Consider the following 16,509-nt stretch of genomic DNA (forward strand, 5'->3'; position numbering starts at 1 on the left):
AGCAGAAGAGTATCTTTTGGCCTTGTTGTATCAAGACAAGATATCAGGTGCCGTGATGTTATTGACATGTTTTGAGGTCTATTGTAATAAATCAAAGATGGAGGGAACAGCATGGACTGGAAACTTTTTTTCTTAGCCTTTGGTATGCTCTTCATAGCAGAACTGGGAGATAAGACCCAGCTCACCGTCTTTACCCTGGTCACCCAATACAATAAACCGCTGCCAATATTCTTAGGGGCTTCTCTGGGACTGGTGCTTGTTACATTAATAGGTGCCCTCTTTGGCAATTTAGTTGCAAAATACATACCCACTCACTACCTTCAGCTCATAGCGGGCCTTCTGTTTGTGGGCATAGGAATATATGTCCTCTATTCTGCACTGCCGGAGGTAATGAAGTCTTTGCAGATATTTTTTAAAAGATAATTTTGATTTAGGTGTAAGAACCATGTTGAGAATGATATGTAACATCAGATGCAACCACGAATTATTAGAGTATCAAGACGAACGATCAGGTGCATAGATGTTGTTATCATTCGTGGAATACTGCTTTGTACACCTAAATCAACTTTGATTTTAGTGTAAGAACCGTTTCAATTCCTCATAGAAATTTTCACGGGTGCCGGCCAGTATAACAACAACTGTTGAGCTGCTTTCTTCAATGATTGTATAAGCCAGCTCATAATTTGTCCTGTTATAATAAATATCATAACAAAAGACACCTGAAAGATCGCCCGTTTTAGGTTCGCCAATATAAGGATCCTTGAGGATTTCATCAACGGCTTTTTGGAAAGCTGCTTTAAGCGGTTTTTCTTTTAACTTTTTTAAATAACGAGCAGCAGGAGGCAGAATAATAAGCTTGTACATTATTAGTCCTCCGTACCAAAAACATCTTCGTATGTGAAAAATTTAGCTTTACCGGCCGCAGCAAGACGAGCTTCGTCAAGCAGGTTTTCAACAGCGGGGCGGACCTTGCGCCGCATTTCCTTAAACCTTTCGAGAAGCTCAGTCCCGGAAAAGCCTTGAGATATTAAATCAGCAAGGATTTGTTCATCAAACTCGCCTGTGTTCTCGCGCACAGGGCGGATAACAAGGGCATTATTTTGAAGATAGCACTCAACTTCCTTTTCAATGCCAAGGATGTTAAAAAATTCTATAGGAATGGTTATCTGGCGCTTTTGTGATACGGAAATACGTTTTTTCAACATAGAATTACCTCCCCATTGGGCTATTTGTAACATAATTGTTTGCCCATTCTTAGAATATGCTGAGTAATGATATAATATACAAATTTTCTTTGATTTAATTATAGCAAAGAAACAAAGAAAAATCAATTTCAGTTTCAGAGTTAACGTTATTCATCCTGTGTAGATTCTTGAGTCTAATTTCAGCGTTTGTGACGATGACAACTATAGCCAATATGACCTGACCGTTTTATAAAAAGGGAGATAAAAATGGATAAAGAAATCACTGTCAGTCAATAAAAAAGTTAACGTACGTTTTAGGATACGTTATAATAGTACAAGGTGATAATTTCTATGAAGACCGTACCTATTACAGTAATTTATGCTTTACAGCACCCTCTCTATATATTATAATAGGGTATGTATTTTATATCTGAGGTGTATTTAGTTATGGCAAACCGATGCTCAGTATTAATAAAATTTGCTGATAAAAACTAAAGGGATAGGAGTCTCCATTTGAGGCTCTTTTTCTTATGTTAAGGAGGTTATTTATTTTATGGCTACCAGATATATCTTTATAACAGGCGGTGTGGTCTCATCACTGGGAAAAGGAATAACAGCAGCTTCAGTCGGGAGGCTGCTAAAGAGCCGTGGTCTTTCCGTTGCTGTGCAGAAGTTTGACCCATATATAAATGTAGACCCGGGTACTATGAGCCCCTATCAGCACGGTGAGGTCTTTGTCACTGACGATGGGGCAGAGACAGACCTGGACCTCGGCCACTATGAGAGGTTTATAGACACAGACCTCACCCGTTCCAGCAATGTCACTGCAGGCAGGATTTATCAGGATGTAATTTATAAGGAGAGGAGAGGAGACTTCCTGGGTGCTACTGTGCAGGTGATACCCCACATCACCAATGAGATAAAAGACAGCGTCTACAGGGTTGCCAGGGAGAAAAATGTAGATGTTGTCATCACTGAGATAGGCGGAACAGTAGGCGATATAGAGAGCCTCCCATTCTTAGAGGCTATCAGGCAGATAGGGTTGGAACAGCCCAAGGACTCGGTCCTGTACATGCACGTCACCCTTGTGCCCAGCCTCTCTAAGGTGGGTGAACTTAAGACAAAACCCACCCAGCACAGTGTGAAGGAGTTAAGGGGTATAGGCATACAGCCGGATGTCATCATATGCAGGAGTGAAAAACCACTTACAAGGGATATAAAGGAAAAAATTGCCCTCTTCTGCAATGTATCACCGGATGCTGTCATCCAGAACATAGATGTTGACAGCATATATGAGGTTCCGCTCAAGCTGCAGGAGGAGGGTCTGGATGAGCTGATATGCAGGAAGATGAACATAACCTGCACAGAGCCTAACATGAAGGAATGGTACGACCTGGTCGAAAGGGCAAAACACAGGAGTAAGAGGGTGAGGATTGCCATTGTAGGCAAGTATGTCATACTCCACGATGCATACCTCTCTGTGACGGAGTCTTTGGACCATGCAGGTATATTTAACGACACCTATGTGGATATAGACTGGATAAACTCTGAAGATGTCACAGAGGAAAATGTTGCAGAGCTTTTAAAGGATGCAGAAGGCATACTGGTACCGGGCGGTTTTGGAGACCGAGGGATTGAAGGTAAGATAACCGCCGTAAGGTACGCCAGGGAAAACAAGGTGCCGTTTTTGGGGCTATGCCTTGGTATGCAGTGTGCCTGCATAGAGATTGCAAGGGATGTGCTCAACATGGAAGGAGCCCACAGTTCTGAGTTCAATGCAAAGACTCCTTATCCCGTCATCGACCTCATGCCAGATCAGAAAAACTTAAATTATATGGGTGGCACCATGAGGCTCGGCCAGTATCCATGCAGGGTTAAGGAGGGCACGAAAGCTTATGAGGCCTACGGCCAGGACATGATAAATGAAAGGCACAGGCACAGGTATGAGTTTAATAACAGGTACAGGCAGGCATTCCAGGACGCTGGTGTTGTATTCTCAGGTACATCCCCTGATGACAGACTGGTGGAGATGATTGAGCTCAAAGACCACCCATGGTTTGTAGGCGTACAGTTTCATCCTGAATTCAAGTCCAGACCCACAAGGCCTCACCCATTATTTAGGGAGTTTATCAAGGCGGCACTAAATAAATAAAAAATTTATGATATATTATGCAGCTTTTTATGCCATATCTGGAAAGTATTATACTGACGGCAAGATAAAAAATTTTTAGATACAAGCAGGAATTTGTAAAATCATGTAGAATAAAGTTATATAGACAGAGAAGTTATTCTCATAATGATTCTCATGTCTTAAAAAGCACCCTATCCTAAGATATGCCTACGTTCTGTAGGCAATTTTTTTTGGCACTTTGAGAGGATAAAGTAGGTTTTTGTAGAATAGAAAATAAAGGGGCCAATAATAAACAAGGAGGACATGCAGATGGAAGAAGAGATTTCATTGAAGGAATTGATACAAACACTGTGGAAGGGTAGATATTTAGTTATAGGTATCACCATTGCAGCCATGATCATAAGCGGAGTCTTAAGTTTTTTTGTCATAAGCCCTACATATGAGGCCTCAGCCAGCCTTATGGCATCGCCCATAAACACCAATGTAAACCAGAATCAGCAGAATGCAAACAATATATCCGAACTCCTAGACGCACTGACCACTACCCCTCAAATGAATGTGGAATCATACAAGACAATGATAAAAAGCCCCGAGGTGATAAATTCAGTCATTAAGGAATTAAACCTGGACCCTAAGAGGTATACCCTGCAGTCACTGACGGACAGCATTACGCTGGAGACTGTGCAGAATACCAACCTGATACTGATAAAGGTAAAGGATAAAAGTCCTCAAATGGCAGCAGATATAGCCAACTCTCTCAGCAAGAACTTTGTAAGTTTTGTAAACCAGAAGGTGAGTGAACAGGCATCAAAGACAGCCCAGGTGTTAAAGCAGCAGGAAGATGTGGAGGCACAGCGGCTGGATGAGGCCATGACGAAGCTTAAGGAGTTTCTCTCCCAGCCAAGGTCTGTGGATGAACTCCAGAGCGAGGTGACTGCAAAGATAACGCAGCTTACTGACTATAAGGGCAGGCTTTCAGAGGCACAAATAGAGGAAAAAGGCCTTGTGGCATCCCTCCAAAGTGCAAGGGAGCAACTAAAAGATACGCCGCAGACCATTAAGACTAACCAGGCAATAGATGGTGGTGGGGACGGTTCATTGATAAACCTTAATGGGCTTACGATAAACGGAGAGGTGGCAAATCCAGCTTATTCCAATCTGTTAGACCAGATAAATCAATTGGAGGTACAGCTTTCCCAGGTAAGGGCGCAAAAGGCGGCCCTTCAGGAGAGCATCGACAGCGCCCAGAAGGAGCTGAACCAGTTGCAGCTCGAGCTGGCAGAAAAGCAGTATCAGTATGATAAGATAAATAATGATGTTACCATGGCTAAAAACAGTTATGAGGCACTCCAGCAGAAGTACCAGGAGACAAACATAGCCTCCTCGTCGCAGATAGGAGAGGCCAGCATCATACAGGTGTCTTCAGCCATACCGCCTGAGGAGCCTGTATCACCAAGGAAGCTCTTAAACATAGCCATAGCGGCAGTGCTGGGCCTCATGGTAGGCGTGTTTGCAGTATTCTTCATAGCCTACTGGAACTCTGAGCCTGACGCTGAGGGAGTGAAATAAATGGCAGGTCCAAGAGCGGATAAGAAAAACGCCAAGAAAAAACCAGATAAGAGAGATAGGATAAAGAGGACTTACAATACAGCGCCGCTGCACTGGATAGTAGTTGCAGGCATTGTATCTGTACTGATCCTGTCGCCGTTTTTCCGCGGACTTTACTTCAACTATGAGCTTTTATACTTTCAGATAGCAGTGGGCGTATTGTTCCTCATATATTCAGTAAAAAAATATTTAGATGGTACAGTCCTCTTTAAGGATACAGCCGTCCTTTTTGGGCTCATACTCACACTATGCTATCTTATCTCATTCGCATTTGCAGCGAACTACAGGCTGGCCTTCGGCACTGTCCTGAAGTACTTCACCTATGCCTTCCTGATGATGATGGCTGCAGGGGAGATAGAAGACAGGAGAGATATATACATAGTCCTCAATGGCATCATAATAGCAGGCGTAGCTGTGGCTGTAGCCGGAATAGGCTCTGCGGCAGGCACGTTTAACATAAACGGAGGTTTTGTGGGTGGCAGGATAAACTCCACACTCCAGTATCCCAACACCCTGGCCTCCCTAATGATGGCCGTCTACTTTATAGCGATAGCTCTTATGGGCGAGACCGATAAATTGTATATGAAGGTCATCTATGCCGGTGCTGCCTATACCCTCTTTCATACATTCATATTTACCTATTCCAGAGGGGCATGGGTCATGTTTCCTGTCCTTGCCTTACTGTTTGTAATACTTTCAAAGGAAAGGTGGATGGAGACTCTTATAAACGGCATACTTACCATAGCACCTATAGTCATCACGCTGCAGGGCTTCGGCAGTGCCATAGCAGAGGCCCCTCCAGCAGGGGCATGGAGATGGTTTTTTATCGGCCTTATAGCCTCTTTAGTCCTCGGCCTTTTAGCATATGTAGTTGACAGGTTTGCGGGGAAGGTGGACAGGAAGAAGGCTGCGGCTGCCTTTGCTGTGCTCTTAATAGCAGCATGTATAGCAGGGTATACAGCCATGACATCCACAATGCCACTTGCCTATTCCAATGATACAGATAAGGATACCTGGCAGCAGATAATAAGGTATGTGGATGTAAAACCCGACACAGGATACACACTGGAGGTAAAGGTACAGTGTGAGAACAGGTCAGATAAACCGTGGGCCTACCAGGTGCTCATAGAGAGTATAGATGGCATGGGGGTAGCGAGCAATATAACTGCATATAACCCTAAAGCAGAGAGCGGTACTGCAGTTATAGATTTTAAGACATTTCCAGATACCCGGAGGCTAAGGATATACTTCAGGAACCTCTACGCCGGCACATCCGTGACATTCAGCGGGGCTGCCCTCAAAGGTGGGGGGCAGGAAATCTCGATACCGCTAAGATACAGGTACATACCAGAGAGTCTGGTAACAAGGATGCAGGACATAACGCTGTCCACCCAGAGTTCGTCGGAGAGGCTCATATTTTACAGGGACGCCTTTAAGATGTTCAAGGCCAGCCCCGTATTCGGCTTTGGCGGCGGAGGATGGCAGGCGGCATACTTTGCCTTCCAGTCATATATGTACTGGACCACTCAGGCACATAACTACTTTGCACAGATAATGGTGGAGACGGGCATACTGGGACTGGCTGCACTGGCAGGTTTGCTCTTAAGCCTCCTGTATGTCTCATACAGGATATGGAAAGGCACAGAGGACGTGTATTTATTCTTAGCACCTTTTATGGCTGTGCTCTCTCTATATGCCCACTCAGCCATGGATTTTGACCTGTCCCTGTCTGCCGTGAGCTTTATGCTCTGGACTCTCATGGGCGTCATACTGTCAGAGGGCAGGGTATATAGCATTGACGTGGGAAGGATGAGGCTTGGGATAAACTTTAGACCGGCATACGGCGTAGTGCTCTCTGTAATAATGGTGATGATCTCATCAGGCCTCTCTTATGCCCTGTCCTCAGCCCTTAAGGGCTCAGATGAAGCCAAGAGGGGAGACCTGGATAAGGCCATATATTACTATTCCAAAGCAGTAACCTTTGACAGGTTAAACCCGGACTACAGGGCAGACTACAGTAAAATATTGATGACAGCAGGCGATAACGAAAAAGACAGGGGCAAGATAGACAGGGCAAGGGGTATGATAGAGTCGGCGGTGACGCTGTCAAGGTATGACTCGTCTCTCTATGCGCAGCTCGCAGCCTTTTATCTAAGCCACGGCATAATAGACGAGGGATTGGAGGCTGTAGAAAAGTCAGTAGAGGTGCAGCCATTCAGGCCGCAGAACTACACCCAGAAGGCAGATGCCTACTATAAGGTGGGTATGGCTTACCTCAATGAGGATAAAAAAGACGAGGCAAGAAAGTACTTTGAGGCAGTCTCAAACATGAGGAAGGAGATACAGGGGGTAAATAAAAAGGCCTTAAAGCCAATGGATCTACTTCCCGAGACGGTAAATTACATAGAGAGGGCAGACTATGTGCTGGCCAATATAGACAGCAGGGGGGCTGCCTTGATGGCTGACAGGGTGCTTTTAAACTCAAGGTTTGATATAGATATCAATGGTGACAACACCCCGGACTTCTGGAGGGTGGCGCAGGGCAAGGACTCTGAACTTACGGCAGAATTTAAAGATGGCCAGGCCGCAGTAAAAAACAGTGGCAAGGGGGAAGGCTTCCTAATAAGAGACAGTCTTACCCTGGAGCCTGACACAAAATATGCGCTGGTCTTTCTTGCTAAAGGCACAGTAAAACCTGCAGCCTTTGAGGTCTTTGTGCTCTCTCCCTCGGGGGAAAATGTCCAGTTCAATGCCAACAATATCCAGCTTACCGATAAAACTCAGGTGTATAACTATGAGTTTACGACCACAGGCGATATTAAACCGGGCAACCAGTATATACGTTTCGACCACAACGGCAATGACCCCGGCGAGATCGACATATCCAGTGTGATGCTTATAAAGCTTGACTGACCTCCAGACGGAGGTCTTTTATTTTATAGATATAAAATATAGCAATAAAATTATTGTTAAAATAGAAAATAAGTTCTTAAAAGTATTTTTTTTGTTTTCTTGCAGGACATATTATTTAAGCGTCGAATATATACGTAAATATGCTGGATAAGGGGATGATTCAGAAATGACATAGCATCAGTTGTTACAGAATAATAAAGGTTAGAGGGGGATAGTTATGGTTAAAAAGTTGCTCTCATTGTTCATGGTATTACTGCTTGGTCTGAACTGCTTCTATGCGGTGGCGTTTGCCGAAGGGACAGATGGTGAAGCTACTTCTACTGAGAAAGAGGCAGTAAGCAAGCCTCTGGCTAATCCTGACGGGTTGAGTATAAAGGCACAAGCTTTATCAAAGCAGAGTGAAAGCAGGTTAAACCTTGTTATCTTATCGGACGGAAGGGATATAACGGCGCAGCTTAAGAAAATTGGTGCCGTAAATATCAAGAAAAAGTCTGATATGGTATACTCTGCTACTCTAGCAAGGTCTAAGGTAATGAACCTCTTGAAGGTAAATGGAATAAAAGACTTTGGGCTTGATAAGGTATATACCTTAGACCCGAAGGAAAGGGTTGGCTTAAGCAGGCCTATAGATGAGTATAAGCCAAACCTCGAGACTACCCTTGATGATACTCAGGCAGACTTGTTCAACGAAAAATTTGGTGATGGGACCGGTACAGTAATAGCAATAATAGACACCGGTGTTGACCCGGGGCATGAGATGCTTCAGTGGACTACAAATGGGGACATAAAGATAATTGACTGGCAGGATTTCAGTTATGAAGGAGACCTGGCCCTGGATACCAGAGTAACAGTCCAGAGTTCGGTATATGGCGAGGTATACAGTGAGGTCTACAATTATGTTTACCTTCCGGATGACGGTATAAAGCTTACCCTGCCAGACGATATACCTGCTGGTACTGAGCTTTATGTGGGCAAGTTGGAGGAAGAAATATTACCGAATGAGATACTGTTTGGGTATAGGCCTGGCCCAAATACCGGCTTTGACTTCAACCTCGATGGGGATAAGACAGACAGCTATTATGTTGCTGCAGCAGATAAAGACGGTGATGGTGAACCTGACCATGTGTATGTAGATACAAACCTTGATGATGCTTTTACCGATGAGGAACCGCTTATCCCATACAGGGACGGGGTGAAAGAGAATAAGAGGATAATGGCCCATTTCCCTGAAGGAGAGGAAGGGGCTAAGGTCAACTTCGTGCTTACCGGTATATGGCCCGATGAGGATGTGGTATGGGTAAACCTCGGCTTTGATGGGGGCTCCCATGGCACCCATGTAGCCGGTATTGCGGCAGGGAACGGCACATTAAAAGGAGTTGCTCCCGGTGCCAAAATTATGGCATTGAAGGTACTGGGAAGCAATGTCGGCGGTGCTACATCCAGCATAATGGCAGCCATGGAATATGCAGCCGAGCACGGAGCTGATGTCATAAATATGAGCCTTGGGGCAACCGCGGATATAAACGACGGCAACAGCCCGGATTCACTTCTTGCCAATGAGTTGACAAAAGAGTATGGCGTGGTATTTGCCATATCGGCAGGCAATGAGGGGCCTGGCATAAATACTATAGGCTCACCCGGCGACAGTACAATGGCAGTGACCTCTGGTGCATACATAAATAAGGACACATGGGAGGAGTACGGTGATAACAGTGTACCTGAAGGCACAGAGGGATTATGGTGGTTTTCGTCCATAGGGCCGCGGGAAGACGGCATGATTAAACCGACAGTTGTTACCCCTGGTTCGGCAGTATCCAGCGTGCCGGAATGGGATGTATGGAGCGGCAGCGAATACAGAGGGCCCTATGACCTCTATCAGGGGACGAGCATGGCGTCGCCTCAGACTGCCGGTCTTGTTGCGCTCCTTAACGGGGCAGCCAGAAAAGAGGGCCTAATAGATGAAGGTGAGCACCTTGACCCTGTGCTTGTTCAGCAGGCATTGAAGTACTCGGCAAGGAAACTGGACGGGTACAATGCAGCAGAACAGGGAGGTGGCCTGGCCCAGGTCGTCGACGCCTATGAATACATCAAGGAACATATATCAGATACGACGATTGACGACCTTACCATTACAACAGACTGCATAGAGAGGATACCGGAGACCCACGGCATATACGTTAGGAATGAACCGCTTCAGAACAAATATAAAGTAAGCATTACCAATAATGGTGATACTACTGCGTCCATCAACATTTCAGAAGAGGCAGATTGGATAAGCCTGTCCAAAAGGGTTATAAATGTTGTTCCAGGCCAGACGGGGAGCTTTACAGTATATATTGATAGAAACAAGTTAAGTAAAGGATTTAACAGTGAGATAATCACACTGGACGACAGTGCAACTGGCCTTGTTGATGCTGAAGTGCCGGTGAGCATAGTTGTACCTGATGAACTGGACATATCCAATAATTATTCATCCAGCAAAGATGGTACTGTTATAGCGTCCAAGTATAACAGGTATTTCTACAGGGTGCCTGACGGGACGGCAAAGCTTACTGTATCGTTAAAGGGCATTGAGAAGGATGGAACTGTCCCGTCGCTGAGGCCTGTGATATTCAACCCATACGGTGTAGGCATAGACCCCGATGACAGGACGTATACCACGAAAGAAAACCCGAGGGTTTATGAGATAGACAATCCATTGCCTGGAGTCTGGGAAGTGGATGTGTATGGAAACTTCAGGTCCGAACTGTCTCAGAATGATTATACGCTTGACGTGAAACTTTCCGGTATAATACCAAAGCCGGACGCCTGGGACGTGGAGAGATCAGTAGGCACAACCGTGACATCTAACTTCCAGCTTACCAACCTTACGGATGATGCCAAAGATGTCAGAGTATCTGGGACAGGCCTGGTTGATTTGAACACGCCATCAAAGACCGTCACCAAGACCCTGGACCTGAATAATGACGACCTGGATGATGATGACTATATTGAAGAAGTTACCATTACCCCTGATAATCCCAACTTTGTATTTGAGGTTTCAATAGGAAATACCTCTGATCCCGGGGCAGACCTTGACCTCTATCTGTATAGATGGACTGAAGATGGGTACAGCCTTGTTGCGTATGAGGCAGACGGCGATTCTAATGAGAGCGTCAAGTTAAAGGCGCTTGCACCGGGTGATTATCTCATATTTGTGGATAGCTTTGCCATACCATCAGGGAAAACCACTTTTGACTATACCACCAGGATATTGAATGCCGACAGCGCTGTGGAAGGAAGCACCATAACAATAGCCAATGGGGAGCTCTCAATAAACAAAGGCGCTACCGCAGACTTTAAAGCGACCTTAACCGTGCCCACAACGCAGTCTGATTATACCGGCCTTCTCCTTGTAAATGATGGCGAAGGCAACCAGCTTACCAAAGTTGGCGTAAATGTTAAGGCGTTACCGGTTACTTCAGGTGGTGGTTCTTCCGGCGGCGGTTCATCAGGCGGAGGATCTTCTAGTGGCAGTTCTTCAGGAGGAACAACAGGTGGGACAGGGCAGCAGCCTGCCGCAAATGTCATTAAAAAGACTGTCGGCCGGGAGGGAGGCATTGTATCTACAGCAGATAACGCTATGTCCATTGATATACCTGAGGATGCATTTACCGGCGATGTAAATGTGGAGATAAGTGTCATTGAACCTTCAAGTGTCAAGGTCAATGATGCTGCTTTGAGAATCATAGGGAATGTATATGAAATAAAAGCCGGTGCAGAGCTTAAGAAGCCTGTGACATTAAAACTCAAGTATGACAGGAAGGGATTAAACTCCATCAGTCCTAAATTCCTTGCTGTCTATACACTAAATGAGTCGGACGGTAAATGGAATGTCGTCGGTGGTAAGGTAGACGAGGCCTCTGATACAGTATCAGTAAACCTCAACCATTTCAGCAGGTATGCCTTAATAATAAAGGAGGTCAGCTTCAATGACCTTAATGGACACTGGGCAGAGGAAGATATTAAGGTACTCGCATCCAGAAATATAATAAGCGGTTACCCTGACGGCAGTTTTAAACCTGAAAATAGTGTCACAAGAGCAGAATTTGCAAAGATGATTGTATCAGCGCTGAACGGTGGCATATATACTCCGCAGGCACCTTCATTTGAGGATGTGAAGCCTTCCGATTGGTTCTATCCTTATGTGGAGACAGCAAAGCAGCTTGGCATTGTAAACGGCTTTAACGGTAGATTTGACCCCAATGGGCTGATCACAAGGCAGGAGATGACTGCCATGATCATAAGGGCTATGCAGCAGAATAAAGGAGAAAAGTATTTCCCAACAGCAGATACCCAATTGAAATTCAAAGATAGCAGCAACATAGCTGATTGGGCAAAAGACTCAGTATCCATTGGTATAGAGAAGGGCATAGTGAGCGGACTGGATGATGAGACATTTGCTCCCGAAGCAAAGGCTACAAGGGCACAGGCAGCGGTTATGATAATGAGGCTATTAAAAAGCCTTGATATGATATAGGCTTAACTTCAGGGCCATGTTTAAGGCATGGCCCTATTTTATTGTCCTGTAGAGGTACAGCCCCTCCCTCTCCAGCATCCTGAATATCTCAAGCTCTCTCTGGCTGTACATCTCCCTCTCTAAAAGCCGGGCGTTATTGAGCCTTTTATTGGCTGTGGCCCTCCTGTGAAATATCTGTATGTAAATACCAGATGCCATTTTTACAAATACATTCTCCTCCACCCTGGACAGCCCTTCTATGTATCTCAAGACAAAGTATCCCGTACACATATCCCCGCGTACCACAGGTTTTCTCACATAGAAGGGTACCCATACCTCGCCGCCTATGACTAAGGGGTTTGAATACCTTTGACCCAGTTTCTCCGCCGTATGGCTTGTCAGCGCTTTCAGGTCTGTATCGTAGAAATGGGCAAGGTCCTTCAGGTATTTCCTCGTGCGGATATCTGAAACCGATTCGGAGCCGTCAATATACACCACCCTTGTCCTGTCCCCGTCCTCGTAGACAGGGTAAAAACACTCGATACCTTTTTCAATATCCCGTTTTATGTTCATAATTATCGTCCCCCCTTCGCATATTGTGTTTTTATTAAACCAAACTTTTATTTGGATATCAAGCCTGAAATTTACCCTGCTGTGCAAAATATCTCTGCTGATTGCACATTTTTCTCCCTCAATCTAAAATTTTTATATTAAAAGCAGGAATTTTCAGGGATATGTAGAATAAATATCTATACAGGATGTCCAGAAGAGGCGTCTTGCGTTACAAACTTTACAACTATATTACAGTTTTGTAACATTTATTGAATCCCCAAAGCCCCCATGCTATAATTATTCACAGATTGGCAAAGTAAGGAGGCCAATCGCCGTTGTACTGTCAAAAGGTTTTTGGAGGAAGGGTAATTCCCCCGTCTTCCAAGAAATAAAATAAAATACAACATAAAAGGAGGAGTAGAGATATGCACAATCTTAAAAAGGTTGTTGCCGTTATCGCGGTCTTAGCTATGGTGCTTGGGACCATGGTAACAGGCTTTGCTGCCACAGTCACTCCAGCAAAGGTCGGTAGTGACGTAGCTGGTACCGACTATGAGACAGCCGCTACAGAACTGGCAGCATTGGGCATTATGACTGGTTATCCAGACGGCACCTTTAAGCCGGGCAACCAGATAACCAGGGCAGAGTTTGCTACTCTGGTAGTCAGGGCTTTAGGTCTTGAGAGTGCCGCTAAGCTCACAACCGCAAAGCCCGCTTTCAGTGATGTAAACGCTGACTATCAGTGGGCATGGGGCTACATTACTGTAGCTACAGAGAATGGCATTATAAAGGGTTATCCGGATGGGACATTTGGTCCTGCAAAGCCGGTTACCTATGCGGAAGCAGTTGCCATGCTGGTAAGGGCTCTTGGTTATGAACCAGCAGTAACAGGCACGTGGCCAGTAGGATACCTCTCAAAGGGTTCTGAACTGGGTATCACTGATGACGTAAAGGTCTCTGCTGATGGTTATGCCAACAGGGGCGATGTAGCAGTAATGCTTGACAACGCTCTTGACATTGACATGATGGAGCAGACCGGTTACGGCACAGATATAAGCTATGAAGTAAAAGAGGGCAAGACCTTATTAAGCGACAAGCTGAAGGTCGATGAGTATGAGGACTATGTAGTAACAGCTACCCCAAAGGTAGACAGCAGTCTTGACGACGATGAGATCAAGATGGTTGATGAAAACGGCAAGAATGAGGATACCTATACAGTAGCTGCAGGTATCAATCCTGATGACCTCCTTGGCCTTAAGGTTACAGCCTGGGAGAAAGATGACAAGATAGTTTATGTAAAGTATGATACAGCCCAGGTTAAGACCGATGTAGTAGGTGAGGATGCGACAGAGGATTCAGTATATCTCTATGTTGCTGACGATACCTATGACTTTGCTAAGGACGCAGTAGTGTATATCAACAACGATAGTGCAGATCCTGAAGACCTGAAAACTGGCATGTATGGCAGGTTCATATTTGAAGACGGCGATGTAAGGTTTGCCGACGTATATGAACTGACGCAGACCAATATGGTAGTAACTGCTGTCAATAAAGACGATAAGACAATTGACTATATCGATTCTGATGGTTCAAAGTCGACATTAGACCTTACAAATGCTGATGAAGGCTACAAGATATTCCTTGACGGCAAGACAATAGACCTCTCAGATGTAAAGGCCGACGATGTAATAAGCTATGCTGACATTAACGGTGACTGGTACTATCTCTTTGTGACCAGGAATGCCGTAGAGGGCAAGCTCACGAAGGTAAAGGACACCACCTTCTATGTTGACGGAACAGGCTACAGTACAAGTGCTGGTGATGGCCTGAATGGTGTAACTGTCTATACTCTGAACAATGGTGATGACTATTATGACTATGATGGCACAGATGCTACAATATTTGACGACGCCGTGGGTGAAGATGTAAAAATACTCCTCGACAATGTGGGAGAGGTTGCTTTCCTGACGACAGATGTAAAGGTTACATCTGATGAGATTTATGGTGTCCTGGAAGCAGTCAATACCTTCGCTGATGAAGTAAAGATCTATGCCAACGGCGAGAAGAAGACATATGATTTTGACGGCGATGTATATTATGTAGATGGAGATACAACAGGAGATCTTGATAATATACCATCAATAAGTGGTGCTGATGATTACATTCCAGTGATGTTCAAGACAGATAAGGATGGCGTAATCACAGAGCTTTACCTGTTAGACGTTCCTGAAGTGGCAGATGCAGTTGGAGTGAAGCTTACTCCTAACGACGGCTTGAACTCTTTTGACGATGATGAAGATACAATAATGACAGATGATAAGAAGGTATACTACGTAGAGAGTGATACAGTAATACTCGACAGCCTGGATGATCCTGATACAGTAGTTTGGGATGACATCAAGTCTCAAAACCCAGGCGATGCAGAGGCTATGATATACGTTGACAGCAGGAACAGGGTTAAGTTCATGATATTCACCGATGGTTACGATACAATAGCTTCAGACACCTACTATGGTGTAGTCCTTGACTACTACTATGATGGTGACTGGAAGATAGACGTCGATGAATATGATACCGGCAAGGTAACATATGAAGTTGACAAGAATACAAACCTCAAGAAAGGTGTAATGATTAAATACACTGTTGACAGTGATAAGAAGGCTCATCCAACAATAGTTGCCAGCAGAAATGTTGCAAAGGCAGGACTTGATATTAACGGGACAGTTGCTTCAAGGGACGGTGCATACCTGACTGTTGGAGATACCACATACAAGTTTAACAGTTCCTCAGTGGTATATGAAGTCAAGCTGAATGATGACGGTTCATATGACTCTTTGGTAGCATCCAGCTACACCAAGATACTGAAGGGATATACAGTATATGGAGTACTTGATGAGAATAATGTCATTGCTGCATTGCTGTATATGAAGCCAGTTACTACAAAGGACACTGAGAAGCCTGTAATATCAGATATTTCAGTAGATGGTAAGGATGTTGCTTCTGATAATACAGTTACGATAGTAAAAGGCAGCGCAGGTGACACAATGCCAGTAAAAGTAAAGATTACAGATAACGTTGGAGTAACATCTGTAACAATTGGTAGTGGCACTGTTAGTGGACCTGATAGTGATGGTTTCTACACAGCAACTTTAAGCAAGCCATCTACAGAAGGCACATATTATATAACAATTACGGCAAAAGATGCTGCTGGCAATACTCAGACAGTTAAAGTAACAGTGACAGTAGTTGCAACAAATCCTGAGTTATAAATGAGCCGTAATAAAAGAAAGGGTTGGAGATTATTCCAGCCCTTCTTTTTTGCATTATCATGATTTTGCCAGTGAGTATACAGAATATCATGCCAGTGGGGACGGTTCTTATGGTTTTATACAGAATAGAGGCAGCCCTATTTCAGGACTGCCTCTATTTCTTCCAGTGTCTTACCATCCATTATGCCGTCTATAACCCTATCAAGGGTATCCATATCAGCAGACTTTATCTTGTCATCTAAGCCCTTTGGTACTTTTCCGAACCTCTTTTTTATCATCTTGAACACTGCATCTACTTTACTCCTGAAGATACTCTCTTTAATGCCCTCTTCTTTGCCTTTTTCAATAAGCACA

10 protein-coding genes are annotated in these 16,509 nt (G+C 44.6%); 6 read left to right on the top strand and 4 right to left on the bottom strand.

Annotation, left to right across the window (positions count from 1 at the left end; all coding sequences use genetic code 11):
- Window positions 1–111 precede the first annotated feature (111 nt).
- Window positions 112–423 carry a TMEM165/GDT1 family protein gene (locus tag FWJ32_RS05490; RefSeq protein WP_149544971.1) on the top strand — a complete coding sequence of 104 codons (312 nt, stop codon included), beginning with the start codon at window positions 112–114 and terminating at the stop codon, window positions 421–423.
- Window positions 424–573: 150 nt separating this feature from the next.
- Here FWJ32_RS05490 and FWJ32_RS05495 read toward each other — a convergent pair whose 3' ends face one another.
- Entirely contained in the window at window positions 574–864 is a 291-nt protein-coding gene (locus FWJ32_RS05495) for a type II toxin-antitoxin system RelE/ParE family toxin (RefSeq protein WP_149544972.1), read from the bottom strand.
- Between the two features lie 2 nt (window positions 865–866).
- Complete coding sequence (locus FWJ32_RS05500) at window positions 867–1,205, bottom strand: AbrB/MazE/SpoVT family DNA-binding domain-containing protein (protein WP_149544973.1); 339 nt, start codon at window positions 1,203–1,205, stop codon at window positions 867–869.
- Between the two features lie 532 nt (window positions 1,206–1,737).
- On the opposite strand from FWJ32_RS05500, the gene FWJ32_RS05505 reads away from it, so the two are divergent.
- The 4 genes from FWJ32_RS05505 to FWJ32_RS05520 all read left to right on the top strand — a co-directional run bounded on the left by FWJ32_RS05505 (window position 1,738) and on the right by FWJ32_RS05520 (window position 12,355).
- Window positions 1,738–3,336 carry a CTP synthase gene (locus FWJ32_RS05505; protein ID WP_149544974.1) on the top strand — a complete coding sequence of 533 codons (1,599 nt, stop codon included), beginning with the start codon at window positions 1,738–1,740 and terminating at the stop codon, window positions 3,334–3,336.
- 288 nt (window positions 3,337–3,624) lie between these two features.
- Window positions 3,625–4,884 carry a GumC family protein gene (locus FWJ32_RS05510; RefSeq protein WP_162523522.1) on the top strand — a complete coding sequence of 420 codons (1,260 nt, stop codon included), beginning with the start codon at window positions 3,625–3,627 and terminating at the stop codon, window positions 4,882–4,884.
- Window positions 4,885–7,836, top strand: a complete 2,952-nt coding sequence (locus FWJ32_RS05515; protein ID WP_149544976.1) for an O-antigen ligase family protein — start codon at window positions 4,885–4,887, stop codon at window positions 7,834–7,836.
- A 217-nt stretch (window positions 7,837–8,053) separates the two neighbouring features.
- Window positions 8,054–12,355: a S8 family serine peptidase gene (locus FWJ32_RS05520; RefSeq protein ID WP_149544977.1), complete on the top strand. Its 4,302-nt coding sequence runs from the start codon at window positions 8,054–8,056 to the stop codon at window positions 12,353–12,355.
- Between the two features lie 33 nt (window positions 12,356–12,388).
- Here the strand turns inward: FWJ32_RS05520 and FWJ32_RS05525 are convergent, their stop codons facing one another.
- Entirely contained in the window at window positions 12,389–12,907 is a 519-nt protein-coding gene (locus FWJ32_RS05525; protein ID WP_149544978.1) for a hypothetical protein, read from the bottom strand.
- Between the two features lie 404 nt (window positions 12,908–13,311).
- Between FWJ32_RS05525 and FWJ32_RS05530 the strand changes: the two genes are divergently transcribed.
- On the top strand, window positions 13,312–16,155 hold the full coding sequence (locus FWJ32_RS05530) for an S-layer homology domain-containing protein (RefSeq protein WP_149544979.1): 2,844 nt from the start codon (window positions 13,312–13,314) through the stop codon (window positions 16,153–16,155).
- Between the two features lie 137 nt (window positions 16,156–16,292).
- Here FWJ32_RS05530 and FWJ32_RS05535 read toward each other — a convergent pair.
- Window positions 16,293–16,509 (bottom strand): DUF4351 domain-containing protein (locus FWJ32_RS05535; RefSeq protein WP_162523523.1); only part of this gene is annotated, 217 nt, incomplete at its 5' end.

The organism is Calorimonas adulescens, from assembly GCF_008274215.1.
GTDB lineage: Bacteria > Bacillota > Thermoanaerobacteria > Thermoanaerobacterales > UBA4877 > Calorimonas > Calorimonas adulescens.